The sequence below is a fragment of the Pseudundibacterium arcticum genome (assembly GCF_042646465.1).
Lineage (GTDB): Bacteria > Pseudomonadota > Gammaproteobacteria > Burkholderiales > Burkholderiaceae_D > Undibacterium_A > Undibacterium_A arcticum.
In genome coordinates this window covers 31,089-57,392 of sequence record NZ_JBHRTP010000055.1, presented here as the reverse complement: position 1 = coordinate 57,392, position 26,304 = coordinate 31,089, and the positions used below count along the sequence as shown (strand labels likewise).

The 26,304-nt window shown below is 60.7% G+C and carries 25 protein-coding genes; 11 read left to right on the top strand and 14 right to left on the bottom strand.

The features are described from left to right. Positions 1–97: 97 nt before the first annotated feature. Entirely contained in the window at positions 98–2,335 is a 2,238-nt protein-coding gene (recG, locus tag ACFOFO_RS18020; protein ID WP_390322359.1) for an ATP-dependent DNA helicase RecG, read from the top strand. 341 nt (positions 2,336–2,676) lie between these two features. Here the strand turns inward: recG and ACFOFO_RS18015 are convergent, their stop codons facing one another. The 3 genes from ACFOFO_RS18015 to ACFOFO_RS18005 form a co-directional block, all read right to left on the bottom strand. Further along, positions 2,677–3,813, bottom strand: coding sequence for an ABC transporter permease (locus ACFOFO_RS18015; RefSeq protein WP_390322358.1), 1,137 nt, complete (start codon positions 3,811–3,813; stop codon positions 2,677–2,679). Further along, entirely contained in the window at positions 3,806–4,789 is a 984-nt protein-coding gene (locus ACFOFO_RS18010; RefSeq protein WP_390322357.1) for an ABC transporter ATP-binding protein, read from the bottom strand. Before ACFOFO_RS18010 ends, ACFOFO_RS18015 begins: the two co-directional genes overlap by 8 nt. Positions 4,790–4,872: 83 nt before the next feature. After that, positions 4,873–5,850 carry an HlyD family secretion protein gene (locus ACFOFO_RS18005; protein ID WP_390322356.1) on the bottom strand — a complete coding sequence of 326 codons (978 nt, stop codon included), beginning with the start codon at positions 5,848–5,850 and terminating at the stop codon, positions 4,873–4,875. A gap of 338 nt (positions 5,851–6,188) precedes the next feature. On the opposite strand from ACFOFO_RS18005, the gene ACFOFO_RS18000 reads away from it, so the two are divergent. From ACFOFO_RS18000 to ACFOFO_RS17980, 5 genes are all read left to right on the top strand, one after another. Further along, entirely contained in the window at positions 6,189–7,142 is a 954-nt protein-coding gene (locus ACFOFO_RS18000) for a LysR substrate-binding domain-containing protein (protein WP_390322355.1), read from the top strand. An 88-nt stretch (positions 7,143–7,230) separates the two neighbouring features. Next, positions 7,231–8,085, top strand: coding sequence for a 4-hydroxybenzoate octaprenyltransferase (gene ubiA / locus ACFOFO_RS17995; RefSeq protein WP_390322354.1), 855 nt, complete (start codon positions 7,231–7,233; stop codon positions 8,083–8,085). A gap of 254 nt (positions 8,086–8,339) precedes the next feature. After that, positions 8,340–8,657: an ElaB/YgaM/YqjD family protein gene (locus ACFOFO_RS17990; protein WP_390332263.1), complete on the top strand. Its 318-nt coding sequence runs from the start codon at positions 8,340–8,342 to the stop codon at positions 8,655–8,657. A gap of 4 nt (positions 8,658–8,661) precedes the next feature. Beyond that, positions 8,662–9,024, top strand: coding sequence for a phage holin family protein (locus ACFOFO_RS17985; RefSeq protein ID WP_390322351.1), 363 nt, complete (start codon positions 8,662–8,664; stop codon positions 9,022–9,024). 20 nt (positions 9,025–9,044) lie between these two features. Then, positions 9,045–9,356: a YqjK family protein gene (locus tag ACFOFO_RS17980; protein ID WP_390322349.1), complete on the top strand. Its 312-nt coding sequence runs from the start codon at positions 9,045–9,047 to the stop codon at positions 9,354–9,356. Positions 9,357–9,581: 225 nt separating this feature from the next. Here ACFOFO_RS17980 and ACFOFO_RS17975 read toward each other — a convergent pair whose 3' ends face one another. The 4 genes from ACFOFO_RS17975 to ACFOFO_RS17960 form a co-directional block, all read right to left on the bottom strand. Continuing rightward, positions 9,582–9,950 carry a YrdB family protein gene (locus ACFOFO_RS17975; RefSeq protein WP_390332261.1) on the bottom strand — a complete coding sequence of 123 codons (369 nt, stop codon included), beginning with the start codon at positions 9,948–9,950 and terminating at the stop codon, positions 9,582–9,584. Between the two features lie 185 nt (positions 9,951–10,135). After that, on the bottom strand, positions 10,136–10,987 hold the full coding sequence (locus tag ACFOFO_RS17970) for an aldo/keto reductase (protein WP_390322347.1): 852 nt from the start codon (positions 10,985–10,987) through the stop codon (positions 10,136–10,138). A gap of 179 nt (positions 10,988–11,166) precedes the next feature. Beyond that, positions 11,167–12,015 carry a pyrroline-5-carboxylate reductase gene (gene proC / locus ACFOFO_RS17965; RefSeq protein WP_390322346.1) on the bottom strand — a complete coding sequence of 283 codons (849 nt, stop codon included), beginning with the start codon at positions 12,013–12,015 and terminating at the stop codon, positions 11,167–11,169. Next, complete coding sequence (locus ACFOFO_RS17960; RefSeq protein ID WP_390322345.1) at positions 12,005–12,709, bottom strand: YggS family pyridoxal phosphate-dependent enzyme; 705 nt, start codon at positions 12,707–12,709, stop codon at positions 12,005–12,007. The genes proC and ACFOFO_RS17960 overlap by 11 nt, the downstream gene beginning before the upstream one ends. A 69-nt stretch (positions 12,710–12,778) precedes the next feature. Here ACFOFO_RS17960 and ACFOFO_RS17955 point away from each other — a divergent pair, with 69 nt between their 5' ends. The 4 genes from ACFOFO_RS17955 (at position 12,779) to ACFOFO_RS17940 (ending at position 16,686) form a co-directional block, all read left to right on the top strand. Next, positions 12,779–13,822: a type IV pilus twitching motility protein PilT gene (locus ACFOFO_RS17955; protein ID WP_390322343.1), complete on the top strand. Its 1,044-nt coding sequence runs from the start codon at positions 12,779–12,781 to the stop codon at positions 13,820–13,822. 61 nt (positions 13,823–13,883) lie between these two features. Continuing rightward, the gene (locus ACFOFO_RS17950) at positions 13,884–15,020 is read left to right on the top strand and encodes a PilT/PilU family type 4a pilus ATPase (protein WP_390332259.1); all 1,137 of its coding nucleotides are present in this window, start codon (positions 13,884–13,886) and stop codon (positions 15,018–15,020) included. An 18-nt stretch (positions 15,021–15,038) separates the two neighbouring features. Further along, on the top strand, positions 15,039–15,524 hold the full coding sequence (locus ACFOFO_RS17945) for a glutathione peroxidase (RefSeq protein ID WP_390322342.1): 486 nt from the start codon (positions 15,039–15,041) through the stop codon (positions 15,522–15,524). Between the two features lie 136 nt (positions 15,525–15,660). Beyond that, the gene (locus tag ACFOFO_RS17940) at positions 15,661–16,686 is read left to right on the top strand and encodes a LacI family DNA-binding transcriptional regulator (protein WP_390332256.1); all 1,026 of its coding nucleotides are present in this window, start codon (positions 15,661–15,663) and stop codon (positions 16,684–16,686) included. 19 nt (positions 16,687–16,705) lie between these two features. Here ACFOFO_RS17940 and ACFOFO_RS17935 read toward each other — a convergent pair whose 3' ends face one another. The 4 genes from ACFOFO_RS17935 to ACFOFO_RS17920 all read right to left on the bottom strand — a co-directional run bounded on the left by ACFOFO_RS17935 (position 16,706) and on the right by ACFOFO_RS17920 (position 21,535). Next, on the bottom strand, positions 16,706–17,392 hold the full coding sequence (locus ACFOFO_RS17935; RefSeq protein WP_390327862.1) for a sulfite exporter TauE/SafE family protein: 687 nt from the start codon (positions 17,390–17,392) through the stop codon (positions 16,706–16,708). 26 nt (positions 17,393–17,418) lie between these two features. After that, positions 17,419–18,867: an amidohydrolase family protein gene (locus ACFOFO_RS17930; protein WP_390322339.1), complete on the bottom strand. Its 1,449-nt coding sequence runs from the start codon at positions 18,865–18,867 to the stop codon at positions 17,419–17,421. A gap of 78 nt (positions 18,868–18,945) precedes the next feature. Continuing rightward, positions 18,946–20,295 (bottom strand): uracil-xanthine permease family protein, encoded by a 1,350-nt coding sequence (locus ACFOFO_RS17925; RefSeq protein ID WP_390332254.1) that lies wholly within the window; start codon positions 20,293–20,295, stop codon positions 18,946–18,948. A 142-nt stretch (positions 20,296–20,437) separates the two neighbouring features. Beyond that, positions 20,438–21,535, bottom strand: a complete 1,098-nt coding sequence (locus ACFOFO_RS17920) for a porin (RefSeq protein ID WP_390332252.1) — start codon at positions 21,533–21,535, stop codon at positions 20,438–20,440. Between the two features lie 212 nt (positions 21,536–21,747). On the opposite strand from ACFOFO_RS17920, the gene ACFOFO_RS17915 reads away from it, so the two are divergent. Beyond that, a complete protein-coding gene (locus ACFOFO_RS17915; RefSeq protein ID WP_390322337.1) occupies positions 21,748–21,933 on the top strand; it encodes a hypothetical protein in 186 nt (61 codons plus the stop codon). A gap of 192 nt (positions 21,934–22,125) precedes the next feature. On the opposite strand, the gene glcF is transcribed toward ACFOFO_RS17915, so the two are convergent. The 3 genes from glcF to ACFOFO_RS17900 form a co-directional block, all read right to left on the bottom strand. Then, positions 22,126–23,367 carry a glycolate oxidase subunit GlcF gene (gene glcF, locus ACFOFO_RS17910; RefSeq protein WP_390322336.1) on the bottom strand — a complete coding sequence of 414 codons (1,242 nt, stop codon included), beginning with the start codon at positions 23,365–23,367 and terminating at the stop codon, positions 22,126–22,128. 2 nt (positions 23,368–23,369) lie between these two features. Beyond that, a complete protein-coding gene (glcE, locus tag ACFOFO_RS17905; protein ID WP_390322335.1) occupies positions 23,370–24,446 on the bottom strand; it encodes a glycolate oxidase subunit GlcE in 1,077 nt (358 codons plus the stop codon). Between the two features lie 64 nt (positions 24,447–24,510). After that, positions 24,511–25,998 carry an FAD-linked oxidase C-terminal domain-containing protein gene (locus ACFOFO_RS17900; RefSeq protein ID WP_390322333.1) on the bottom strand — a complete coding sequence of 496 codons (1,488 nt, stop codon included), beginning with the start codon at positions 25,996–25,998 and terminating at the stop codon, positions 24,511–24,513. Between the last annotated feature and the right edge of the window lie 306 nt (positions 25,999–26,304).

Here is a 26,304-nt window from a genome sequence, read left to right as displayed (position 1 = left end):
AGACTATCCCCGTGCGGAAATGATGAATTAGTACCATTAGTACCTTAGCTACCCATTTGGCGCAGTTTCGCTTCCTTGGCACTCCTGACGGCCCGACATGCCTGCACTAAATCAAAAAACCGCCAAACCCGCAGCACAGCCGGCCGCCAGGAACGCGCCGGCCAGCCTCGCCAGCCGGCTGGCCAAACTCGGCCTGCGCACCGACATGGACCTGGTGCTGCACCTGCCGATGCGCTACGAGGACGAGACGCAAGTCCTGTCGATCCGCGATGCTTCCCTGCGCGGCGGCCAGCCGTGCCAGGTGGAAGGGGTCGTCACCGCTTGCGACATCCAGTACCGGCCGCGTCGGCAACTGGTGGTGACGATTGCCGACGACTCGGGCCAGCTGGTGATGCGCTTCCTCAATTTCTACGGCAGCCAGGTCAAGCAGTTTGAAACCGGCAACCGGGTGCGCGCGCGCGGCGAGCTGCGGCACGGCTTCTTCGGCGCCGAGATGGTGCACCCCGGCTACAAGATCGTGCTCGAAGGCGCGCCGCTGCCGACCGCGCTGACGCCGGTGTACCCGGCCGGCGAAGGCGTGTCGCAGGCGATGCTGCGCAACGCGATTGCGGCGGCGCTGACGCGGGTCGACTGGAACGACAGCCTGCCGCCGGCATTGCTGGCGACGCTGGAGTGGGCCGAGCCGGCCGCCAGCTTCGAGGCGGCGGTGCGGCTGCTGCACAATCCGCCGTCCGACATCGATGAACACGCGCTGATCGAACGTTCGCACCCGGCCTGGGTCCGGATGAAATTCGACGAACTGCTGGCGCAGCAACTGTCGCTGAAACGGGCCCAGGCCGCGCGCCGCAGCCAGGGCGCGGCCGCGCTGCCGGTGATCGGCGAACTCTCGAACGCGTTCCTGATGACGCTGCCGTTCACGCTGACCGGCGCGCAACAGCGCGTGCTCAGTGAAATCCGCAACGATCTGCGCGCCGGGTTCCCAATGCAGCGTTTGTTGCAGGGCGATGTCGGCAGCGGCAAGACCGTGGTCGCGGCGCTGGCCGCCGCGCAGGCGATCGACAGCGGTTTTCAGGCGGCGCTGATGGCGCCGACCGAGATTCTGGCAGACCAGCATTTCCGCAAGATCGCCGCGTGGATGGAGCCGCTCGGCATCAAGGTCGCGTGGCTGACCGGCAGCCTGAAGAAGAAGGAAAAGCTTGCGGCGCAGGCCTTGATCGAATCGGGCGAGGCGCAACTGGTGATCGGCACCCACGCGCTGATCCAGGATGCGGTGCAGTTTGCCAAACTGGGGCTGGTGATCGTCGACGAGCAGCACCGCTTTGGCGTCGGTCAACGCCTGACGCTGCGCAACAAGGGCAGCACCAATGGCGATGTTTCTACCCCCACTTGCAGTGCACATGTCCGCTTGCAAGCGGACACCGCTACGCAGGCAGGCGGCATGCCGCCTGAATTCCCTGCTTCGCCCCTAACCCTCCCCCTGCAAGGGGGAGGGTACCATGTCGTGCCGCATCAGCTGATGATGAGCGCGACGCCGATTCCGCGCACGCTGGCCATGACGTACTACGCCGACCTCGAAGTGTCGGTGATCGACGAACTGCCGCCCGGCCGCAGTCCGATCGTGACACGCGCGATCGACCAGAACCGGCGCGACGAAGTGATCGAACGGGTCCATGCGGCGGCGCTCGAAGGGCGCCAGGTGTATTGGGTCTGCCCCTTGATCGAAGAATCCGAAGCGTTGCAACTGCAAACCGCGACCGACACCCACGCAATGCTGGTGCAGGCGCTGCCCGACCTCGCGGTTGGACTGGTGCACGGGCGCATGAAGCCGGCCGAGAAACAAGCGGTGATGGATGCCTTCACCCGCAACGAGATCCAGCTGCTGGTCGCCACCACCGTGATCGAAGTCGGGGTCGATGTGCCGAACGCGTCGCTGATGGTGATCGAGCACGCCGAACGCTTCGGCCTGTCGCAACTGCACCAGCTGCGTGGCCGGGTCGGGCGCGGCTCCGCCGCCAGCGTCTGCCTGATGTTGTACCTGGGACCGCTGGGCGGCACCGCCAAACAGCGGCTGCTGACGATGCGCGAGACCACCGACGGCTTCGCGATCGCGCGCAAGGATCTGGAATTGCGCGGCCCCGGCGAATTCCTCGGCGCCCGCCAGTCCGGCCAGGCCATGCTGCGCTTCGCCGATCTGGAAACCGATCAATGGCTGGTCGAGCAGGCGCGCGACCTGGCGCAACGGCTGCTGCACGATGCCAGCGCAGCCAGCGCCGCGATCGTCAGCGCGCACCTGGCGCGCTGGCTGGGGCTGCGCGAGGATTTCTTGCGGGTCTAGCTCAGGTGTCGCGACAGCCTGAACGCCAGAAAACAGTAACTATTCAGCTCGCTATGTAGCCGGATTCGATCACGCTTGATATCCCCTCCTCCTTGCAGGAGGAGGGTTAGGGAGGGGGTAGAAAGCTTGATCGACCGCATCGATATTTTGACCATTCGATCCCCATCCCAGCCTTCCCCCTGCCAAGGGGAAGGAGCGTTCATAGCGATCTGAATAGCGACAGATAACATTGAGCTATTGGGAGTATGGCAAAAAACAGTACATCTAGCGCATGTATTTGAATGGCCTTTAAATATACTGCGTAGTGTATCCATTCAACATCCACAGGTTGATCTGGCCCATCAATCGAGCGTCTGCCGATACCGCAGCAAGGCCACGATCCCCGCCACCAGCATGAACAGCGCGATCGGCCACAGGTTGGGCACGATCTCTGCCCAGCCATTGCCTTTCAGCAGGATGCCGCGCACCACGCGCAGGAAGTGCGTCAGCGGCAGCGCCTCGCCGATCGCCTGGGCCCAGCCCGGCATGCCGCGAAACGGGAACATGAAGCCGGACAGCAGGAGCGAGGGCAGGAAAAAGAAGAAGGTCAGCTGCATCGCCTGCAACTGGTTCCTGGCGAAGGTGGAAAAGGTGAAGCCGACCGCCAGGTTGGCGGCCATGAACAGCATCAGCGCCAGCAATAGCAGGCCGAGGCTGCCGACCATCGGCACCGCGAACAGCAGGCGCGCCGCCAGCAGGATCACGCTGACCTGGACATAACCGATCAGGATGTAGGGCGTGATCTTGCCGACCATCACCTCCAGTGGCCGGGCCGGCGTTGCCAGCAGGTTTTCCATGGTGCCGCGCTCGCGTTCGCGCGTCATCGCCAGCGCGGTCATCATCACCATCGTCATGGTCAGGATCACGCCGATCAGGCCGGGCACGATGTTGTAGCGCGACAGGCCTTCCGGGTTGTAGCGCCGCTGCACCCGCAGCTCGAACGGCAGGTCGATCGGCGCCAAGCCGGCCAGCGCACCGCTCAAGTCGTGCGCCAGCGCCTGGCGACCGACGCTATTCAAGGCCGCCAGCGCATTGCCGCCGGCGGCCGGGTCGGTGGCGTCGGCCGCCAGCAGCAGCGCCGGCCGTTCGCCGCGAATCAGGCGGCGCGAAAAATCGGGCGGGATCACCAGTACGAACTGCACATCGCCGCGTTCCAGCAAGCGGTTGCCTTCCGCTTCGCTGGCCGGGCGCCGGGTGACGCGGAAGTAGCCGGAATTTTCCAGCCCGGCGATGAAGCTGCGCGAGAATTCGCTTTGGTCGCCCTGCACCACGGCCAGCGGCAGATGCTTGGGATCGGTGTTGATCGCGAAGCCGAACAGGATCAGCTGGAGGATCGGCACCCCGACCATCATCGCGAAGGTCAGGCGGTCGCGCCGGATCTGGCGAAATTCCTTCAGCAGGATCGCGACGAAGCGCGCCCAGTTGATCGCGTTAGTCATAGTTGTCCTTGACGCCCTGCATCAGCGCGATGAACACGTCTTCCAGATTGGGCTCGATGGCGGTGATCTGCAGCTGTTCGCTGCGCTGCACGTCCAACACTCGCAGCGCCGCCAACGCCGCATCGAGTTCCTGCTGCGAAGAAGCGCTGACATGCAGCGCGTTGCCGAACGAGGCGACGCTGCGGATCGCCGGCTGCTCGCGCAGCTGGTGTGCCAGCGCGATCAGGTCGGGGCCTTGGATCGCATAGGTGACCAGACCGGCGGCGGCGATCAGTTGCGCCGCCGTGCCCTGCGCCAGCAGGCGGCCATAGGAAATGTAGGCCAGCTCGTGACAGCGCTCGGCCTCGTCCATGTAGTGGGTCGACACCAGCACAGTCAGACCGGCCGCGGCCAGTTCGTGCAAATGGTCCCAGAACTCGCGCCGCGCCTTGGGATCGACGCCGGCGGTCGGCTCGTCCAGCAGCAGCAATTGCGGCTCGTGCAGCAGGCAGGCGGCCAGCGCCAGGCGCTGCTTCCAGCCGCCGGACAAGGCGCCGGCCAGCTGGTTGCGGCGGCTGGCCAGCCCCAGTTGCTGCAGCGTCGCCTCCACCTTGGCGGGGCGTTGCGGGACCTGATAGATGCGCGCAATGAAGTCGAGGTTTTCGGCGATGCTGAGATCTTCGTACAGGCCGAATTTTTGCGTCATGTAACCGACCTGGCGCTTGATCAGGCGCGACTCGCGCCGGATATCGTAGCCGAGGCAAGTACCCTCGCCCTCGTCCGGTGTCAGCAGTCCGCACAGCATGCGGATCGTGGTGGTCTTGCCGCTGCCGTTCGGTCCGAGGAAACCATAGATGCGCCCCTTCGGCACGCGCATGTCAAAGTGGTCGACCACCGCGCGGCCGCCATAACGCTTGGTCAGGCCGCGCACATCGATGACCGGTGGCGCGCCGGAATCGGTGCCGGTAGTGGTGGCGGGAGTGGCACCGATACTCATGCTGGCTGCCTCATGGCGGGGCGGCGACGGGGCGCTGTTTTTGCGCCGATGGTGGGTTCACTTGGTGCGCGCATGTTGTACGCTCACTGGCGCGCGGCGCCGGCGGGACGGATCTCTAACGGCTGGCCGGGATGCAGGCGCAGCGCATCGGTCGGCGCCGGCCGCGCTTCCAGCATGAAGACCAGGTTGGCGCGATTTTCCTTGCTGTAGATCAGCGGCGACGTGTATTCGGCTTCGCGCGCGATGAAGCTGATCCTGGCCGCAATCGGCGCGCCGCAGCCGTCACAGCGCAGCTCGACCGTCTGGCCCAGCTTGAGCTTGCCGAGCTCGGTTTCCGGCACAAAGAAGCGCGCCTTGATGTTTTGCGGCGGCAGCAGGCTCAGCACCGGACTGCCGGCGGCAACCCATTCGCCTTCGCGGTACAGCACGTCGGCCACTTCGGCCGCCTGCGGCACGCGCTGGGTTTTCTGCGCCAGCCGCCAGTCGGCCTGCGCCAGTTGCGCCTGCGCGGCTTTCAAATCCTGCTGGGCCGCTTCGATCTCGTCGCTACGAGCGCCGAGTCGGTTGATGCGCAATTGCGCCTGCAATTCGCTGACCCGCTCGCGGTCGCGCTGGGCCGCCGCGCGCGCCTGTTCCAGGCTCGATTGCGATACCGCGCCTCCTGCGATCAAGCTGGTCTGGCGCGCCAGTTCGGCGGCCGACGCGGTCGCAGTCGCCTGCGCCTGCCGCAACTGCGCGTCGACCGCCGCGATCTCGTCGGGACGCCGTCCTTTTTGCGCATCGGCCAGTTGCGCGGCAGCCCGCTGCAGCTGCGCCGCCGCCTGTTCGCGCGCGGCGCGTTCGCTGTCCTGCTCCAGCACGAAGGCCGGCGCGTTGGCGTCGGCATGATCGCCGCGCTGCAGATAGAGTTTGGCCAGGGTGCCGGCGATCGGGCTGGCGATGCGCACGTAGTCGGCTTCGGCATAACCGGAGTAATAATCGTTGGCCTGATCGGCGCAAGCGGCCAGCACCACCAGCGCAGTCGCGATGGATTGTTGCAACAATCGAGGGATACGCTTCATCTTGCCCTTTCGGCGCAATCGGTACCTCATATCATGCATGGCGAACCATGTCATGTCACCAACTATTGAGACTGCATCCGTACCTGCGCAAGACCGCATGCTGGCGGCTGGCATGGCGCCACCGCTTACCGCAAAGCCCCGCCGTTATCGGGAGTATAGGAAAAAATCACTACCTCGCCCCTTGATTTGATTGGCCATGGAAATATACATCCAGCAGTATATTTTTACCTTGCGGTGTCAGCTGCAGACAAATAGTGGCCGCGATGCCGGCATCGCACCACCGCGGTGGCGGCCGATGCCGTTGCGCCCAATCATCTTCGCTGTGCGAAAATGTCGTCATGACTCTGACTGAACTCAAATACATCGTCGCCGTCGCGCGGCACAAGCATTTTGGCCATGCCGCCGAATCCTGCCATGTCGCGCAACCGACGCTGTCGGTGGCGATCAAGAAGCTGGAGGACGAGCTGGGCGTGGCGATTTTCGAGCGTGGCGGGTCCGAGATTTCGGTGACGCCGATCGGCACGCAGATCGTGCAGCAGGCCGAACGGGTGCTGGAGCAGACTGCGGCGATCAAGGAAATCGCGAGCCAGAACAAGGACCCGCTGGCGGGCCCGCTGCGGCTGGGCATCATCTACACCATCGGCCCTTACCTGCTGCCGCCGCTGATCAAGACCATGATCGACCAGGTGCCGCAGATGCCCTTGATCCTGCAGGAAAATTTCACGCTGCGGCTGATGGAGATGCTGCGCCAGGGCGAGCTGGACGCGGCGATCATCGCGCTGCCGGTGCCGGATCAGGGCCTGATGCTGCAACCGCTGTATGACGAACCGTTCGTGGTGGCGGTGCCGCGCCAGCATCCGTGGGCGGCGCGCAGCGAGATCGGGCCGCAGGAGCTGAAGTCGGAAACCATGCTGCTGCTCGGTAACGGCCATTGCTTCCGCGACCAGGTGCTGGAAGTCTGCCCCGAGATGTCGCGCTATTCGACCACCGGCAACGGCATCGCGCGCACCTTTGAAGGTTCGTCGCTGGAAACCATACGCCACATGGTGGCGTCCGGCATCGGCATCACGGTGTTGCCGCAGGCGTCGGTGCCAGACATGGATGCCAAGGATGGCAAGGAAGGGATGCTGCGCTACCTGCCGTTCGCAGCGCCAGTGCCGACCCGGCGCGTGGTGATCGCGTGGCGCAAGAGCTTTACCCGGCACGCGGCGATCGAAGCGGTGCGGCAAGCGGTACTGGCCTGCGATCTGCATGGCGTGACCATGCTCGATGAGCCGGTTGCTGTGCAGTGATGGTTCTGACGCGTCGCCCTGCTCGTCCGCGCGACGCTGGTTTTCCGCCGCATTCTTGCCACCCAACGCGCCACCGATGACAGCATTGATGAACCGACTGAACCTGTATTTCCGCCTGATCCGGCTCGACAAGCCGATCGGGATCTTGCTGCTGTTGTGGCCGACGCTGATGGCGCTGTGGCTGGCATCCAACGGCAAGCCGGATTGGGCGCTGGTCGGCATCTTCACGCTCGGCACCGTGCTGATGCGCTCGGCCGGCTGCGCGATCAATGATTATGCGGACCGCGATTTCGACCGGCATGTGAAGCGCACCGCCGAGCGGCCGCTCACCAGCGGCAAGATTTCCGGTACCGAGGCCTTGCTGGTGGCGCTGGTGCTGGCGCTGCTCGCGTTCGCGCTGATCCTGCCGTTGAACAGCCTGACCAAGCAGCTGTCGCTGGCGGCGCTGCTGATTGCGGCCAGCTATCCCTATTTCAAGCGCTTCTTTGCGATTCCCCAGGCCTATCTGGGGATTGCGTTCGGCTTCGGCATCCCGATGGCCTGGGCCGCGATCACCGGTGCGGTGCCGGCGGCGGCCTGGTTGCTGTTGCTCGGCAATGTGTTCTGGGCGGTCGCCTATGACACCGAATACGCGATGGTCGACCGCGACGACGACCTGAAAATCGGCATCAAGACATCGGCCATCACCTTCGGCCGCCACGACGTGCTGGCAGTGATGCTGTGCTACGCGGTGACACTGGCGATCACGCTGTGGGTCGGCTGGCAGTATGGATTGCGCGGCTGGTTTGTCGCCGGCATGCTGCTGGCGGCGGCTTGTGCGTTGTATCACTACACCTTGATTCGCAGCCGCGACCGGATGCGCTGCTTCGCCGCTTTCCGCCACAACAACTGGCTGGGTGCCGCCGTGTTCGGCGGTATCGCGCTCGACTATGCGCTGCGCTGACACATGTTTTCCATGGAGTATTGCCTATTTAGCCAATATTTCAATGCGCAATCTCGCATTGATCGATGGAGTATATCTACACCCGCAGGTATTTCCGGCCGCTCTTGTCTGATATGCTAGAGTGAATGACAAGCTGCGCGGTGCGCTTCGCCGGCGCTGGCATTTGACGGCACGCAATATGTCTTGTTGCCAATTGTTTAGACTGACCGAGCATTATTCAGACTTTGAAATTCACCCCACTGAAGGATACGCAGATGGATATCACCGAAAAAAGCAATACAGCGCGGGACAAACTGATCGACGATTTGAAAACCGTGATCAAGGAAGCCGAGTCGTTGTTAAAGAACAGCGATCTGGCAGGCGGCGACAGTTTCAAGAACGCGAAGGCGAAGTTTGAATCGACGCTGTCGACCGTCAAGAACGAACTGGCCGATTGGGACGATGCGATCCGCACCACCACCCGCGACGCGGCCGACGCCACCGATCAGTACGTCAGGGATCACCCGTGGCAATCGGTAGGACTGGGCGCTGCGGTCGGCGTGATCTGCGGGCTGCTGATCAGTCGCCGCTAAGCTTATGGCGATCGCCGAATCGATAACCCGACTGGCCGCCAATTTTCTGGCGCTGCTGCAGACGCGGCTGGAACTTGTCGCAGTTGAGCTGGAAGAAGAATCGCTGCGCCTGTTCACCTACCTGATCGGCGCGCTGGCCGCGATGTTCTGTCTCGGCATCGCGATCCTGCTGGGGATCCTGCTGATCGTGGTGATTTACTGGGACACCCACCGGATCGGCGTACTGGTGTCGCTGATCGCCGTATTTGCGTTTGCCAGCGTACTGCTGGGATTCTGGGTGCGCGACAGTTATCAGCGCAAGCCCAGGCTGATGGCGCACACACTGACCGAGTTGGGCAGTGATATCGACACCCTGACGCCGGGCTGACCTCTAAAGTGAACGCCATCATGAGCAAGCATGCACAACATCTGGCACAGCGCAGGCAGGCGCTGATCGCGCGCAGCCAGCAGCAGCGCGCGATTATTTCGCTGCAGGCCCAGCAGCTGACCCGGTCGCTATCGATCGTCGACCTGGGCTTGGCGATGGTCGCCAAGGTCAAAGGCAATCCGCTGCTGTTGTCCGCAGTGCTCCTCGGCCTGTTGGTGATCAAGCCGCGTCGGGTACTATCCGTCCTGCGTACCGGACTGGTCGCGTTGCAGGCATGGCGCAGCGTGGGACCGGTCTTGCACCACCTGACCGCGCGACGCCGGACGGATTAAAAGAAGTATCCGAACTTCGTGATTGCTATGCGCATGACGTGGTGCGCACAAACATGCAGCGTCGAGTCCAATGGAACGTATCCAACGTCGGACTATGCTGGCATACTGGCGAGTGGAGAGGTGCGGCGATGTGCGCAACTGTTCCAGCGTCCTGGCGATTTGTTCGGAGCGATGCCAGCGCCCGCGGTAGATCTTCAACATCCCAGACAATGCCCGATCGAAGGATCAGGCACGCAAGAGCCACGCGATGCGGTCGTACGAGAGCGCATAGTGAACGACAACCGCGGCGCCAAAAATGAGGCCCAAGCTTGTGCCTCCTGTTTCGTATAGCGCCCTCGCGGCGAATGCAAAGAATGTCACCTCGATGCCGAGACGGAGCACCCCAGAGACTGCGATAGGTGCGGAACCGGAACGACTGGCATCACCCGGTACGGCAAACGCGCCCCATACCGCTGCGGCAGCGATAGGTACAACCAGCGCGCCGAAAAATTGCAATATACCGTCACCCAGCTGCCACCCCCAGAACCCCATCGCCACAAGTGCCGTCAGTTCGAGAAGAAAACGAATGATGAGATTAATGGGATGGAAACCCATTGCTGCCTTTCAGCTTAAAGTGCAGGTCGATGAAGTTTGTAGAAAATGGCGCGCCACTCAGTTCAGGTGAGAAGCACCATGTGCGCGGCTACGAGAGTAGATGCAGCCTGTCAATGACAGGTACACACAACGATCAGACGCCTCATATCCTTGGCTGGTCACGCCGGAATGCCTCTCGAATGAGCTTATCTCATCTCGAGCGGAGTATGCCGACGGGGCGGCGGGAATGCCTGGTCGAGTTCCGCCAGATCTTGAGCCGTGAGCATGATATCCAGTGATGCACGGTTCTCGCGGACATGCGCAGGATGGACGGCCTTTGGAATGGCGATGACGTGCTCCTGGCGCAGCAGCCATGCCAAGGCGATCTGCGCCGGGCTGGCCCCATGCCGTCGGGCGATCGACTTCAAGCGCGGGTTGTCCAGCATCCGCCGTTGCTCGTTCGTTACAGAAGATTCGAGCGGAGAATATGCCATCACGGGCACGGCGTGCTCACGGCACCAGGGCAGCAGGTCCCATTCGATGCCCCGCCGCATCAGGTTGTATAGCACCTGGTTGACCGCGATCTGTTCACCGCCGGGCAGTTCACTCGCCTCTTGCATATCGTTGCGGTCGAAATTGCTGACACCGAAATCGCGTATTTTCCCTGCCTGCTTGAGCGACTCGAACGCCTCAAGCGTTTCCGCGAGCGGAACGGCGCCGCGCCAGTGAAGCAGGTAGAGATCGATATAATCGGTACCGAGTCGCCGCAGGCTGCGCTCGCAGGCCGCCTGCGTGCCGCGTCGGTCGGCGTTGTGCGGGTACACCTTGCTGACCAGAAATACCTCGGCACGGCGTCCCGCGATTGCCTCACCCACGACTTCTTCGGCGCTGCCGTCGGCGTACATCTCCGCCGTGTCGATGAGGGTCATGCCGAGATCCATGCCCAGTCGAAGCGCGCCAATCTCCCGCTCTTTCTGACCCGGGTCTTCCCCCATGTACCATGTTCCCTGCCCCAATACGGAAATTGGCCTTCCCGAGGGTAAAAGCAAAGTCTTCATTGTCAGCTCCGCCCGAAAGAAAAAAGGGGCCTTAGGGTTGCATTAGGCGCTGGCGCTGCTAATCTTCAGTCCAGGTAGCCTGTTTGCTCTTTGAGCTTGACCTAGCGAGGTTGCGACACCCGATTGCGACATGCGCCGGCGACATGCGGCAGCGACCTGTCGCAGCAACGCCGGACCGATCAGTCGCGGCCCAGTTCTTCGCCCAATTCCTTGCCGCGCGCTGCCGCCGCCTGCATCGCCTTGACGATGGCCGCCTTCACGCCGCTCTGTTCCATGCTGGTCAGTGCGGCGTAAGTGGTACCGCCTTTTGACGTCACGCGCTCGCGCAACAGCGCGACCGGCTCGCTCGACTGCGCCGCCAGTTGCGAGGCGCCGACAAAGGTCGCCAGCGCCAGTTGCGTGCCCTGCTCTGCGCTCAACCCCATCTCCTGCGCGGCCTGCTGCATCGCCTCGATGAAATAGAACACATAGGCCGGTCCGCTGCCCGATACTGCGGTGACCGGGTCGATCAAGGCTTCGTCGTCGAGCCAGACCGTGGCGCCGACCGCGCGCATGATCGCATCGGCGGCCGCATGCTGCTGTGGTGACACCCCCGCCATCGCGACCATGCCGGTGATGCCCTGGCCGATCAGGGCCGGCGTGTTGGGCATGCAACGCACGATCGCCCGATGCCCATTCAGCCAGCGCGACAGATCGGCGGCGCGGATGCCGGCGGCGATCGACAACACCAGCGGCGGCTGTGCTTGCGCAGCCAGGTGCGGCAGCAGTTGCGCGGCCACCTGTTTCATCTGTTGCGGCTTGACGGCCAGCAGCACCACGTCGCAGGCAGCGACCTGGGCATCGATCTGCGGCGCTGTGCGCACGCCGAACTGCTGCGCCAGCTTCTGCAGCGCTTCAGGATTCGGGTCCACCACCCAGATATTGGTCGCCGCGGTCAGCTTGCCGGCCAGCCCGCCGATCAACGCGGAGGCCATATTGCCGCCGCCGATGAAGCTGATGTTCAATTGCTCATTCAAATTATTTTGCATAGTCCCTCTTTCCAAAAATGGCGCTGCCGATCCGCACGATCGTTGCGCCTTCGGCAATTGCCGCCGTCATATCGTTCGACATCCCCATCGACAGCGTGTCGAGGTCCAGGCCTTGCTCCCGCAAGGCCTGCCATAGCTGATGCAGGCGGTGAAACGGCAGGCGTTGCAACGCGACCGACTCGGCCGCCTCCGGGATCGCCATCAGGCCACGCAGACGCAAACGCGGCAGCGCGGCGATCGCCTGCGCCAGCTTTGGTGCCTGCTCCAAAGTCGCGCCGCTCTTGCTGGCTTCGCCGCTGATATTGATTTGCAAACAGATATTTAAGGGCGGCAGCGCCGACGGCCGCTGGTCCGACAGCCGCTGCGCGATCTTTTCGCGGTCGATCGCATGCACCCAGTCGAAATGCTCGGCAATCTGCCTGGTCTTGTTGCTCTGGATCGGCCCGATGAAATGCCATTCCAGCAACAGATCGGGTTGGGCCGCCTTGACCGCGGCCATCTTGTCGAGTGCTTCCTGCAGATAATTCTCGCCGAAAGCGCGCTGCCCGGCTTGTGCAGCCGCCACCACGGCGGCCGCGTCGAAGGTCTTGGAGACTGCCAGCAGCTGCACCGACTGCGGATCTCGCAACGCTATTCTGGCTGCGGCGGCGATACCGTCACGCACAACTTGCAAGTTTTGGGGGATTGCGGACATAATCAAAAGAATTAAAAAACTTGCATAGTTGCAACAAACATACCTCAACAGAGGGCTCAGGGATTATAAATGGACATTTCAGAACTGCTCGCGTTCTCGGTCAAAAATAACGCCTCGGACTTGCACCTGTCGTCCGGTCTGCCGCCGATGATCCGCGTGCACGGCGATGTGCGCCGCATCAATCTGCCGCCGCTGCAACACAAGGACGTGCACGGCATGATTTATGACATCATGAACGACGGACAGCGCAAGAATTACGAAGAAATGCTGGAAGTCGATTTTTCGTTTGCGATCCCTGGCCTGGCGCGTTTTCGCGTCAACGCCTTTAACCAGGAGCGCGGCGCGGCCGCAGTGCTGCGGACCATTCCGTCCAAGATCCTGAGCCTGGAAGACCTGAACTGCCCCAAAATTTTCGCCGATCTGTCGCTTAAGCCGCGCGGCCTGGTGCTGGTCACCGGCCCGACCGGTTCCGGCAAGTCGACTACGCTGGCAGCGATGGTCAACCATGTCAACGAAAACGAATACGCACACATCCTGACGATCGAAGACCCGATCGAATTCGTGCACGATTCCAAGAAATGCCTGATCAACCAGCGCGAAGTCGGCCCGCATACGCTGTCATTCAATAATGCGCTGCGCTCCGCGCTGCGCGAAGATCCTGACGTGGTGCTGGTCGGCGAATTGCGCGACCTGGAAACGATCCGGCTGGCGCTGACAGCGGCCGAAACCGGCCACCTGGTATTCGGCACGCTGCATACCTCGTCCGCCGCCAAGACCATCGACCGTATCGTCGACGTGTTCCCGTCCGATGAAAAGGAAATGGTGCGCGCGATGCTGTCGGAGTCGCTGCAAGCGGTCATCTCGCAAACCCTGCTCAAAACCAAGGACGGTGGCGGACGGGTCGCGGCGCACGAAATCATGATCGGCACGCCGGCCATCCGCAACCTGATTCGCGAGAGCAAGATCGCGCAGATGTATTCGGCGATCCAGACCGGCAGCAATGTCGGCATGCAGACGCTGGACCAGAACCTGACGGATCTGGTGCGGCGCAATGTGATCTCGGTCGGCACCGCGCGCGCCGCCGCCAAAACCCCGGATAACTTCCCCGGTTAGAATAGCTGAACCAGCTGCTCCAACTGCACCAGTTGCACATCCTCGACCTCTAGGAATCAAAATGGAACGCGATCAGGCCACCAAATTCATGTTTGACTTGCTGCGCCTGATGGTCAGCAAGAACGGCTCGGATCTGTTCATCACCGCGGATTTTCCGCCGGCGATCAAGATCGACGGCAAGCTGACGCCGGTATCGAACCAACCGCTGACCGCGACCCACACGGTCGAACTGGCGCGCGCGATCATGAACGACAAGCAGACCGCCGCGTTTGAAGTCAGCAAGGAATGCAATTTTGCGATTAGCCCGAGCGGGCTCGGTCGCTTTCGCGTGTCGGCCTTCGTGCAGCTCGGCCACGTCGGCATGGTATTGCGCACCATCACTACCGAGATTCCGAAAATGGACGCGCTCGGTTTGCCGGAAGTATTGAAAGAAGTGGTGATGACCAAGCGCGGCCTGGTGATCATGGTCGGCGCCACCGGCTCCGGCAAATCGACCACGCTGGCGGCGATGGTCGGGCATCGCAACGAAAACAGTTACGGTCATATCATCACGATTGAGGACCCGATCGAATTCGTCCATCCGCATAGGAACTGCATCATCACGCAGCGCGAGATCGGCGTCGACACCGAGGACTGGGGCGTCGCGCTGAAAAACACCCTGCGCCAGGCGCCGGACGTGATCCAGATCGGCGAGATCCGCGACCGTGAAACCATGGACCATGCGATCGCGTTTGCCGAAACCGGCCACTTGTGTCTGGCGACGCTGCACGCGAACAGCTCGAACCAGGCGCTGGACCGGATCATCAACTTCTTCCCCGAAGAGCGCCGCGCGCAATTGCTGATGGACTTGTCGCTGAACCTGAAAGGCATGATTTCACAGCGGCTGGTCCCGCTGCGCGACACCAAGGGTCGCTGCGTCGCGATCGAGATCATGCTGAACTCGCCGTACATTTCCGACCTGATCTTCAAGGGCAATGTGCACGAGATCAAGGAGGCGATGAAAAAATCGCGTGAATTGGGGATGCAGACTTTCGACCAGGCGCTGTTCGACCTGTACGAAGCCGACAAGATCAGCTATGAAGATGCGCTGCGCAACGCCGACTCGATCAACGACCTGCGTCTGATGATCAAGTTGCACGGCAAGGATGCCAAGAACCGCGACCTGGCGGCGGGCACGTCCCACCTGGGTATCGTTTAATTTTTTTGAAGGAAGATCATGGGAAATGTCTACGATTTCACGGCCGACAGTCTGACCGGCGCACCGGTCGACCTGAAAAGCTATCAGGGCAAGGTATTGCTGATCGTCAATACCGCCAGCAACTGCGGCTTTACGCCGCAATACAAGGGACTGGAAGCGGTCTATCAGCAGTTCAAGGACAAGGGTGCCCTGGTACTCGGCTTTCCATGCAACCAGTTCGGTGCGCAGGAACCGGGTAGCGCGGACGAGATCGGTGCGTTTTGCGAAAAGAATTACGGCGTGAATTTTCCGCTATTCGCGAAAATCGATGTCAACGGTGAGCAAGCGCACCCGCTGTTCAAGTATCTGAAAAACGCTGCCACCGGTGTGCTCGGCAGCGAAGCGATCAAGTGGAATTTCACCAAGTTTCTGGTGAAGAAGGACGGCACCGTGTACAAGCGCTATGCGTCACTGACCAAGCCGGAGGAACTGATCGGCGATATCGACAAGCTGCTGGCAGAATAGTGCTGGACGAGGTACTGGCATGCGCAGTCACTGGACCGGATTTTCATCCTGAAATATTCCCGCCCAAAGAAATGTCCCGCCCACGTCTGCAATTTACGCCCCCCCAAGGTCGATGAGTAAAAAGAACGCCATATCAGTGCCTGCAACGACTGAACTACGTCGCCTGACCATTCGCGATGTGGCGCGCGAGGCTGGCGTGTCGCTTACCACCGTATCGCACTCGTTGAACGACCGTGGGTATGTCGATCCTGCCACGCGCGCCAAGGTAAAGCGTATTGCCGAGCAGCTAGGCTATCGTCCGAATTTGCGCGCACAAAGACTAAGGACAGGCAGAGCGAATTGCATTGCGCTTTTTTCGTCGATGCCGTTTGCCGTTGCCGGCGGCACCTCGCGTCTCGGGTTCATGATGGAGATCGCTGCGATTGCGGCGGAAGCCGCGCTGGCGAAGGGCCTGGCACTCATGCTGGTGCCCTCGTTGGAAAGCTCCAGGGAATTGCTCGACGGATTGGATATCGACGGCGCTCTGGTCATCGAACCGGTGGCGGACGATCCGCAAATTTTGCGATTAAAGGAACGCGGTGTCAGCATCGTCTGCATCGGCCGACAGCTCAGTACAACAACCCCGCTCCCCTACGTCGATTTACAGCCCGCCTTGACCGGTCGGCTGCTACTCGAGCATTTATATGCACAGGGCGCACGCCGCATATCGCTGTTGATCGGAGCGCAATCCCGTTACTCCTACCTTGAAGTCGAGCGCGTCTACCAGGAATTTGTGCGCGACAAAAATTTGCCGTGCTTTATTTCGAAGGCCGATGAATCTGGCGGCGAAGAATCGGGCCGCCTCACCTGCATGCAGCTGATGGCCGATCATCCGGAGATCGATGCGATTTGCGTACCAGTCGACGCCTTCGCCACGGGGGCCCTCAGAGCATTGCGCGCATTGGAAAAACGGGTACCGGATGATGTCATGCTCGTCACCCGCTACGACGGCTTGCGTGCACGCAATAGCGAACCACCGATGACTGCGGTGAATCTGCATTTGGAGGAAGTAGCTTCTTTAGCGGTGGAACTGCTGTTCGAGCATATCTGCGCCGACCGCAGACGCGATGTGGTGATGGGACCGACACCCCAGATTATCGCAAGAAAATCCACGATGCGGTGACGCCACTCTCAGCGGTGCCTTAGCCATGTAGCAGAATGAATATCCCGGAAACGATCGCGAAGACGAGGACTGCACTACGCAGTAACCGCGAATTGATCTTCTGGTGAATCACATGGCTGGCGAAGATACCGATTGCCAGTACCGGAATCAGCTCAAGCGCCTGCGTCAGATGCGCCATCACAATACGGCCGTTGAACGCCAGCACTGTTAATGAAATAATCTCCCCGATAAGAAAGCATAACGCAATCGACGAGCGTACCGTTGCGACCGGCATATGCTGATACACCAAGGCCAGCGGCGGACCGCCAATGCCGGTTGCCGTTTCGGTTATTCCAGTAAAAAAGCCGGTCGACACAAAAGCTTTTTTGCCAGGGGAAAATGCCGGCACCAGCAAGCTGACCAGCGCAGCTAAAATCGTGGTGCCGCCAATCAGCGCATTCAGATAAGCCAATGGGATGGCGATCAGCACCCAAAGCCCGCCAAAGGTGCCGGCTACCCGTCCTGCCGTGATCCATTTGGTCCCGTTAAAATCGATCGCGCCACGCTCCCGCCAAGCAATATAGGCATTCAGCGGCAACATCAAAATAAGCAGGCAACCGGGAATCAGTCTCGGTTCCAAAATGCCGATGACCGGCGCCACGATGAGCGCAAAACCCATCCCGGTTGTGCCTTGTATGAATGCGCCGATCAATACCGCCAACCCCATCCACACCAGCACCATTAAACTCATGCTCATACTCGCGCCCCCATCCCTGTTCCACCATTTCTATTGCTGGCTTGCTGCGTCAGATGCTGCCGCCGATGCACTGAACTAAACTCATGCACCTTTGTGATCGGAGCTTGCGCGACGACCGTCTTTGCCACCTCAATGTATTGCCGCATCAGCGCATCGGCGTCCCAATCGATCGGCCAACCCTGCCACAAACGCAGCTTGCCAGCCACGAACACCGCCGTAATTTGATCTCGGTTCGCCAGGCGAACCAGTTCCCAGGTTAGGTCCCACGACGGCAACATTTCCGGCACCTGAAGATCGAGCAGCAGGAAATCGGCACTCTTCCCGACCGCAATCTCACCGATCTGATTACCGAGCCCCAACACGTCGGCGCCACCGTGAGTGGCGAGATCGCACCACAACCAGCCAGCGCCGCAGGAGGAATCACCGCCCCCCATACCGAAGGCAAAGCGCTGCGCTGCTTCCGCATAATCCATCAAGCGGAAGCCGTCGCCTCGGGTGCCATCGGTGCCGAGGCCCAAGCGGATCCCGAAGGTAGACATCAGGTGTGCCGGTGCCACTGCGTTCCCTTTCCAGGCGCTGGCGACCGGGTTATAACTGACTGCCGTATCCGTATCGCACAGCATTTTCAGTTCGGTCGGCGTGACCAACGTCGCATGCGCCAATAGCGTCTGCGGCCCGAGTGCACCGACCCGCTGCAGCAGTTCGATCGGACGCAGCTGGCGTGACACCATTGAACGCTCTACCGCGACCAGATGTTCGTTGGCATGCGTTTGAAATATCCGGCCAGCTTCCGCGCACAGGCGTGAAACGCGATGCAACATCATGTCGGAACCCACTTCCGGGATCGAGATCGCCAGCGACGGGGAAATCAATGCGTTAGCTTCGTAATGCGCCAGATGACGTTGCGCCCGCTGCAGTATCTCGTCAGGCGGTGCGGCATTGGCGGTACCGCCCAAGTCGTTGCAGATCAGGCCCAGCACACACCGCATGCCGACATCGATGACTGCCTTGGCGATCGCATTCAAACCGGCATCGGAACGTGTACCGGCGTCGCACACGGTGGTGAACCCGCCCCGCAACGCTTCCAGCGCTGCCATTTTGGAGGCTAAATACAGATGTTCGTCATTGAGGGTTGCCTCCAACGGCACCCAGACCCGACGAAAGATTTCAGACGGTTCGCCAAACACCAGGGATTTGCCAAAGGTCTGGGTCAAGTGATGATGCGTATCGATCAATCCAGGCATCAGCAAGCTGTCGTTGAGCATGACGGTAGGGAGCCCGGCAAACTGCTGCTGCAACTCCGTGGCAAGACCGACAGCGACAAATTTTCCATCCGATATCACGACGGCGTGTTCGCGTACCGGGCCGGTTTTCAGTAGCAGCCATTCCGGGATAATCAGCGTCATCTCATGCTTGAGTGCCTCTGGAATACGGGTGGATTTCATGTTTACTTTCAAGCTGTAGATAAGGATTCGGACTTCGTACCGCGGTTCGCGCGAATCAAGATGCGCGACCGCGATTTCTCATGAAGCGGAGGATTGGTGTGGCTCAGAATTTTTCGTCTCCGGCTGCCGGCGACCGACGTGAAAAAAGAGGCAATTCATGAGTGCTGCGGTAATCGCGCCCATGGCGACACCGTTTCCCAAGAGGATTCGTACATTCGGGGAGAACTGGCCGTACATGCCTGGAATCAAAATCGGCAACAAGCCAATACAAAGCGCGACGGCGACGATGTACATGTTCGCGTGTTCACGCAGGTCGACACGTCTTAACATGTCGATCCCCATCGTTCCGACAATGGCAAACACGATCAACCCAGTACCCCCCACCACCGCTTCGGGGATGGCGCTAATCAGTTTCGATATCGGCACGCATAGTCCGAACAGGACCAGCACGATGCCAGAGGTTGCCGTGACAAAGCGCGACCGGACACCGGTAGCCCGGATAATGCCGATATTTTCACCACTGGTGATAATCAGCGAGGTGCCAAGAAAGCCGCCAATCAGGGATGCGAGTGCATCGCCGCGGATCGTCTTTGGTACATCGCGTTGCTTATCAATATCCTTGCCGACTGCTTCGCCGATGGCGATCGTCTGCCCAGTGGCTTCCACCATCGAAATCACACTGAACAGCAACAGCGGGATCGCCGCAAGAAGGTCGAACTTGGGCATCCCAAAAGGGAGAAAGGACGGTGCGCTGACCAGTGGCGAGAGGGAAAGTTGATCGAAGTGAAATGCCCCGATGCTGGCGGCGACGATCGCGCCGCCCACTAGTCCGAGAAGAATGGACAACTGCCTTGCCATTCCGGTGAGCACTCTCGCGAAAATGACGGTCAACCCGATTGTCACAAACGCCAGCATCAGGTTGGCAGGATTGCCAAATCCGGGAGAACCGGGATTGCCAGTAATTAATTTGCCCGATACTTGCGCCAGGTTGATGGACACCAGCAATAGCATGGTCCCCACCACCACCATCGGAAAAAATCGCAGGCAGCGCCTGAATATTGGCAACAGCAAGAAATAAAATATGCCGGTGAGAATGACTGCTCCTGCCGCAGTCTGTAAGTCGGTTTGCTGTGCAATCAGGATGAACAGCACAATCGGCGCGCCGCCGGGAAGCATGATGAATGGCAAACGTGCGCCAATACCGCGCGGGCCAAACGATTGTAACAAGGTACCCAGTCCGCAAATGATGAATGTCGCACTGAGCAAGTTAATCGCAAGTGCCGGCGAAAATCCGAGCGCCTTGCTCATTAAAAAAACCGATGCAATCGGTGATGCAGCCATGACGAGGACGTGTTGCATACCAAACGCGAGCAGCTTGCGTAATGGCAGTATTTCGTCGACCGCGGCGATGAAAGAATTGTTAGACATGTCGATCTCTCTTGTGAGCTGAGGCGTTGCGCCGGTCGTACGCGATGACCGGCGCAATAACCATGCTGGCGGCACTCGCACTGTTGTCGCGTAGTGCTTGGCAGTGCCGCCCGTAGTTGAGCAATTGCGCTATCAGATTCGGCTAAAAACCATGATGCATGCCGAGCCGGAACGCGCTCTGGTGCTTGTGGCCGACCCCAGCCGGACCAAGCCCCCAGATCGCCGCTTGCGTCGCATCGCCAGAAGCGATTTGATCGGTTAGCCGCGCATAAATCTCGGTGCGCTTCGACAGGCTGTGCACCGCACTCAGGCTGAGCTGTGTCCACTTCCTCGTGCCAAGTTCGGTCTGTGACACGCCGACGATACCGGTGGTAGTCGGGGTATATCGATAATTCAATCCCGCTTCCGCCGACCGATAACTTTCGGAATTTCCGCCGGATTCCATGCGCACATGGGTCAGTGCTCCATGCAGCAATATGTTCTTGAACTGATAGCTGGCCCCTGCGGCCACGGTACTGACAGCATCGGTTTTCAACAGCGTCATTGCGGACAAGCCGGTTTGCCCCAACAAGTCGGTGATGCCCAGTGCGGCGAGGTTGTATTGGCGCTTGTTGTAACGGGAATAGGCGAGGCCGGTGGAGAGCGGCCCGCGCGCATAATTGACGGAATAGGACGACGCGCGCACCGGGCCTGACTCTGGCACACGATAACTGGCGCGCGCTTTGACACCGTTGATATCGATCGACTCGAACTTGATGGAATTGGCAAACACCGCCGGGTCGAATGCATTGGGCGGCGCGATTGCCAGATTATCGAGATTGCCCGGGTGATATTCGTTAAAGCCGCCGCTCAAGGCTGCATTGGTCAGCGTGGCACCGATCGCAGGCAGTAAATTATCGAGTTGATTGCCCATGGTGAGGACCCCAAAAGGTCCAGCGATGCCGACATAGGCCTGACGGTCAAACAAACTTTGCGACCATCGCATTGCACCGGTATCTGAAAAAAAGCCATTTTCCAATAGGAAAATAGCCCGATAGCCCTGCCCCAGGTCTTCGCTTCCGCGGAAGCCAATCCGGTCAGGCGCCATGTTACCGGCATCCAACAAAACCACCGAATGCCCTGCTTTACTGCTCACCCTGGTCACGCCGGCATCGATGCTGCCGTAGATCGTGACCGCCGATTGCGCGATTGCACCGATAGGGCACAAGCCCAAGATCAATCCCATCCTTGTGAATCTCACGTCGTCTCCTCCAATGTATGTGTGTACCTTTGGTTTTCGGCAATTTCCCGCATGTGCGCCCCGGACTGCAAAGACACATGTCGCTTATTGCCTGTTTTTATTCGCTTTTTTTGTGTGCGCTAGCATCACTACCAAAACGATTTGGGGAGTGTAATTGAAATTATTTTTAATTTCAAGTTAACGGATAAAGAATCAATTTTGTTGTTAAAAGGATGACTTTAGGTAATCCAAATCGTTTTGCTATCTTTCGTGAGATGCGCTGTTTTGAGCGCAAGAAATGGCAGCGTTGGAAAGCGATAGAGGTGGATTGGGAACTGTTTCGATTGACTATCGAAAACGGAGATTTGATAGCTGCAACAAAAACTTGGCCGCAGTATGCGGATCTTGTCAGCGATTGATCCGCGAGTGTAAAGTGTGTGGGCGTCATGCGGCGTGCCAAGGTTGGCAATGAGCTGCGCCCCACGCGGGTCACCTGTTGTGACGCTGATCTTTGATGGATTTGGCGCGCCAATGGGCACTGGCGATGAGCGGCGCGCCGCACTTTTTCAAGCGCGCCGATTCACAGACTTTAAACTCCCTTTTGGCTTGCTTTACGCGGCCAATAAAGCGCTATCAATCAACTCGATCCAGTGCTTGACCGGCGTCTCGGTGCCCGACTGCAGATGCGTCAGGCAACCGATATTGGCCGACACGATCATGTCGGGTTTGCTTTCCAGCAGATTGGCCAGCTTGTTGTCGCGCAGCTGGTACGACAATTCCGGCTGCAGCACCGAATAGGTACCGGCCGAGCCGCAGCACAGGTGGCTGTCGGCGCACAGCTTCACATCGACACCGGCGGCGCGCAACACGCCCTCGACCTTGCCGCGGATTTGCTGGCCATGCTGCAGCGTACACGGCGGATGCCAGGCCACGCGCTTGCTGATCCTCCCCTTCAGCTTTTGTGCGAGCTGCGCTTCAAACTGCGGCAAAACCTCGCTCAAATCCTTGCTCAGTTCCGATATCCGTTGTGCTTTGACGGCATAGGCCGGATCGGCCGCCAGCGAGTGGCCGTAATCCTTGACGGTGACGCCGCAGCCGGATGCGGTCAGCACGATCGCCTCGACCCCGGCTTCGACCAGCGGCCACCAGGCGTCGATGTTCCTGCGCATGTCGGCCAGTGCGCCGTCCTGATCATTCAGGTGAAAACGGATAGCACCGCAGCAACCGGCCTTCGGCGCGACGACCAGCTGCACACCTAGCGCATCGAGTACGCGCGCAGTGGCGGCGTTGATGTTGGGCGCCATCGCCGGCTGTACGCAGCCATCGAGCAGCAGCATCTTGCGCGCGTGTTCGCGGCGCGGCCAGCGCCCTGATTTCTGGCGCGCCGGGACCTTGTTGAGCAAGCTCTCGGGGAGAAACCAGCGCAGCATCTGTGCGGTTTTCAGGGCCGGCGAAAACAGCCAGCGGCGCGGCAGCACCTCTTTCAGCACGGCACGCTGCAGCCGTTGTGCCAGCGGACGGCCACCTTGCTGATCGACCTGTTGTTCCACGATATTGCGGCCGATGTCGAGCAAACGGCCGTATTCGACGCCGGACGGGCAAGTCGTCTCGCAGTTGCGGCAGGTGAGGCAACGGTCCAGATGCAGCTGGGTTTTGCGGGTCGCCGGTTGCCCTTCCAGCACCTGCTTGATCAGGTAGATGCGTCCGCGCGGACCATCGAGCTCGTCGCCCAGCAATTGATAGGTCGGGCAGGTGGCGGTGCAAAAACCGCAATGCACGCAGCTGCGCAGAATGGCATCGGCCTCCTGGCCTTCACGGGTGTGCTTGATGAAGTCGGCGAGATTGGTTTGCATGGTTAAAGCCCAGGATACATCCGGCCCGGATTGAAGATGCCGGCCGGATCGAAAGCGTTTTTCAGATTGCGATGGATGCGCGCGACCGCTGGTGCCAGCGGCTGGAACACGCCGACGCTCTTGTCGCCGCCCCGGAATAGGCAGGCATGACCGGCGGCGGCGGCCACCGATGCACGAATGCCAGCGGCATCCGAATTGGCATCCGAACTGGTTTTGAGCCAGCGTTGCGCGCCACCCCATTCGATCATTTGTTCGCCGCCGAGCACGAGTTGCGGTGCATGGGACGGCAGCGACAAGCGCCACAGATCCTTGCCGTCACGGAAAAACGGCAGCGCGTGTTCGCGCAACGCGAGCCAGAATGCCGCGCCATCGTCAACCGACTCGCCACCCAGCTTTCTGGCGGCCGCCTTGACCGCCGCATCGGCACCCGACAGGCGCAGCGTCAGCACCCCGTCATGCCAGGCGCTGGCCGAGATCGGCAGCGGTTGCGCGCCCCACTCGTTCAGCCGCCACAAGGCCTCGTGCTGCGGCATCGCGAAGCGTCGCGTAGTTTCGGCAAACGGCTTCGGCAACACTTTGAGCGACACCTCCAGGATCAGGCCGAGCGACCCGAGCGAACCGGCCAGCAGGCGCGACACGTCGTAACCGGCGACGTTCTTCATCACTTGGCCGCCGAAATGCAGCACCTCGCCCTTGCCATCCATCAGCACCGCGCCCAGCATGAAGTCGCGCACCGCGCCGGCGGCCTGGCGCCGCGGGCCGGACAGGCCGCTGGCGACCACGCCGCCGATCGTCGCGCCGGCACCGAAGTGCGGCGGCTCGAACGCCAGCATCTGGTTGCGCTCCGCCAGCGCGGCCTCGATCACGGCTAGCGGCGTGCCGCAACGCGCCGTGATCACCAGTTCGGTCGGCTCGTAATCGACGATGCCGTCGTAGGCGCGGGTATCGAGCAATTCGCCGTGCAGCGCCTGACCGTACCAGTCCTTGCTGCCGCCGCCATGGATGCGTAGCGCGGTGTTGCCGGCGCTGGCGGCCAGGATGCGTTCCCTGAATTGCGCTTGAACTTGTTCGGTAGTCATCGTGTGTCCGTGGTGGGCATGATCGGGTTCATGATCGGGTTCATGATCGGCTTCATGATCGGCTTCAGAAGCGCGGCAGATCGGCGAACTTCAGCTGGCCGCGCTTGACGTGCATCTTGCCGTATTCGGCGCAGCGCACCAAGGTCGGGATCGCCTTGTCCGGATTGAGCAGGAACGCCGTATCGAAGGCGCGCTTGACGCCGAAGAAGGCCTCGCGCTCTTCCGGCGAAAACTGGATGCACATCGAGTTGATCTTCTCGATGCCGACCCCGTGTTCGCCGGTGATGGTGCCGCCGACTTCGACGCACAGCTCCAGAATCTCGGCGCCGAACAGTTCGGCGCGATGAAATTCGCCCTCCTGGTTGGCATCGAACAGGATTAGCGGATGCAGGTTGCCGTCGCCGGCATGAAACACATTGGCGCAGCGCAGCCCGTACCTGGTTTCCATGTCGGCGATACCGAGCAGCACCTTGGCCAGATGCTTGCGCGGTATGGTGCCGTCCATGCAGTAATAGTCGGGCGAGATGCGGCCCGCCGCCGGAAATGCGTTCTTGCGGCCGGACCAGAATTTCAACCGTTCGGCCTCCGATTGCGATACCGCAATGGCGGTCGCGCCGGCGTGATTGAGCACCGCGATCATGCGGCCGATTTCTTCTTCGACCTCTTCCGTCGTGCCATCCGATTCGCACAGCAGGATCGCGGCGGCATCGATGTCGTAGCCGGCCTTCACGAACGGCTCGACCATGCGCACGCTGGTCTTGTCCATCATCTCCAGCCCGGCCGGAATGATGCCGGCCGCGATGATGTTGGCGACCGCGTTGCCGCCCTTCACCACGTCGTCGAACGATGCCATGATCACGCGCGCGCATTGCGGCTTCGGCACCAGCTTGACCGTGACTTCGGTGACCACGCCGAGCATGCCCTCGGAACCGATGAATACCGCCAGCAGATCGAGGCCGGGCGCATCGAGCGCCTCGCTGCCGAGTTCGACGACGTCACCGTCGATCGTCACCATCCGCACCCGCAACACATTGTGTACCGTGAGGCCATACTTCAGACAGTGCACGCCGCCCGAGTTTTCGGCCACGTTGCCGCCGATGCTGCAGGCGATCTGCGACGACGGATCGGGTGCGTAATACAGCCCCAGCGGACCGGCGGCATCCGAGATCGCCAGATTGCGCACACCGGGCTGCACCACCGCGGTACGCGAATAGGCATCGATCCTGACGATCTTGTTCAGCTTGGCAGTCGACAGCACCACCCCATCGACAATCGGCAGCGCGCCGCCGGACAGCCCGGTGCCGGCGCCGCGCGGCACGATCGGCACCTGCAGATCGCGGCAGGTTTTCAGGATCGCCACCACCTGCGCTTCGTCTTCCGGCAATGCGACCACCATCGGCAACTGGCGGTAGGCCGGCAGTCCGTCGCATTCATAGGGCCGCGTGTCCTCTTCATTGAACAACACGCAATGCGCCGGCAATCGCGCGCGCAAGGCTGCCACCACTGCACGCTGGCGCGCGATCAACAGTTGCGGATCGGTCACTGTATTCATATTCACTTTCGATGACAGCAGGGGGCGCGTTATGGAGGAGTCGGCGCACGGCCCAATGCTGCGACAGTATATGCAATTTCCCATTACTAAATACACGGCGAAAACACGTATGACAAGGAGTATCTTGACGGGGCTTACGCAAAATACGTAATTTCGAAGGATGGGTGCAACCCATCATTGCGCACCAAGGAAGAAAGATGGGTTGCACCCATCCTACTTTCTTTCTCGTTTGCACAAGTCTAGTCTTGTTATTTTTACATCCAGTCCGTGTTATCGCACCCATCGCAGCGGTCGGTTGCCACCATC

Excerpts from the sequence above, each read along its gene's own strand:
- ACFOFO_RS17925 (WP_390332254.1), bottom strand. The coding sequence starts at position 20,295 with ATGTCTAACAATTCTTTCATCGCCGCGGTCGACGAAATACTGCCATTA.
- ACFOFO_RS17970 (WP_390322347.1), bottom strand. The coding sequence starts at position 10,987 with ATGAAGACTTTGCTTTTACCCTCGGGAAGGCCAATTTCCGTATTGGGG.
- ACFOFO_RS18015 (WP_390322358.1), bottom strand. The coding sequence starts at position 3,813 with ATGACTAACGCGATCAACTGGGCGCGCTTCGTCGCGATCCTGCTGAAG.
- ubiA (WP_390322354.1), top strand. The coding sequence starts at position 7,231 with ATGAACCGACTGAACCTGTATTTCCGCCTGATCCGGCTCGACAAGCCG.
- recG (WP_390322359.1), top strand. The coding sequence starts at position 98 with ATGCCTGCACTAAATCAAAAAACCGCCAAACCCGCAGCACAGCCGGCC.
- ACFOFO_RS17990 (WP_390332263.1), top strand. The coding sequence starts at position 8,340 with ATGGATATCACCGAAAAAAGCAATACAGCGCGGGACAAACTGATCGAC.
- ACFOFO_RS17980 (WP_390322349.1), top strand. The coding sequence starts at position 9,045 with ATGAGCAAGCATGCACAACATCTGGCACAGCGCAGGCAGGCGCTGATC.
- ACFOFO_RS17985 (WP_390322351.1), top strand. The coding sequence starts at position 8,662 with ATGGCGATCGCCGAATCGATAACCCGACTGGCCGCCAATTTTCTGGCG.
- ACFOFO_RS17975 (WP_390332261.1), bottom strand. The coding sequence starts at position 9,950 with ATGGGTTTCCATCCCATTAATCTCATCATTCGTTTTCTTCTCGAACTG.
- ACFOFO_RS17955 (WP_390322343.1), top strand. The coding sequence starts at position 12,779 with ATGGACATTTCAGAACTGCTCGCGTTCTCGGTCAAAAATAACGCCTCG.
- ACFOFO_RS17900 (WP_390322333.1), bottom strand. The coding sequence starts at position 25,998 with ATGAATACAGTGACCGATCCGCAACTGTTGATCGCGCGCCAGCGTGCA.
- ACFOFO_RS17935 (WP_390327862.1), bottom strand. The coding sequence starts at position 17,392 with ATGGGGTTGGCGGTATTGATCGGCGCATTCATACAAGGCACAACCGGG.
- ACFOFO_RS17915 (WP_390322337.1), top strand. The coding sequence starts at position 21,748 with ATGACTTTAGGTAATCCAAATCGTTTTGCTATCTTTCGTGAGATGCGC.
- ACFOFO_RS17945 (WP_390322342.1), top strand. The coding sequence starts at position 15,039 with ATGGGAAATGTCTACGATTTCACGGCCGACAGTCTGACCGGCGCACCG.
- glcF (WP_390322336.1), bottom strand. The coding sequence starts at position 23,367 with ATGCAAACCAATCTCGCCGACTTCATCAAGCACACCCGTGAAGGCCAG.
- ACFOFO_RS17930 (WP_390322339.1), bottom strand. The coding sequence starts at position 18,867 with ATGAAATCCACCCGTATTCCAGAGGCACTCAAGCATGAGATGACGCTG.
- ACFOFO_RS18005 (WP_390322356.1), bottom strand. The coding sequence starts at position 5,850 with ATGAAGCGTATCCCTCGATTGTTGCAACAATCCATCGCGACTGCGCTG.
- ACFOFO_RS18000 (WP_390322355.1), top strand. The coding sequence starts at position 6,189 with ATGACTCTGACTGAACTCAAATACATCGTCGCCGTCGCGCGGCACAAG.
- ACFOFO_RS18010 (WP_390322357.1), bottom strand. The coding sequence starts at position 4,789 with ATGAGTATCGGTGCCACTCCCGCCACCACTACCGGCACCGATTCCGGC.
- ACFOFO_RS17960 (WP_390322345.1), bottom strand. The coding sequence starts at position 12,709 with ATGTCCGCAATCCCCCAAAACTTGCAAGTTGTGCGTGACGGTATCGCC.
- ACFOFO_RS17950 (WP_390332259.1), top strand. The coding sequence starts at position 13,884 with ATGGAACGCGATCAGGCCACCAAATTCATGTTTGACTTGCTGCGCCTG.
- proC (WP_390322346.1), bottom strand. The coding sequence starts at position 12,015 with ATGCAAAATAATTTGAATGAGCAATTGAACATCAGCTTCATCGGCGGC.
- glcE (WP_390322335.1), bottom strand. The coding sequence starts at position 24,446 with ATGACTACCGAACAAGTTCAAGCGCAATTCAGGGAACGCATCCTGGCC.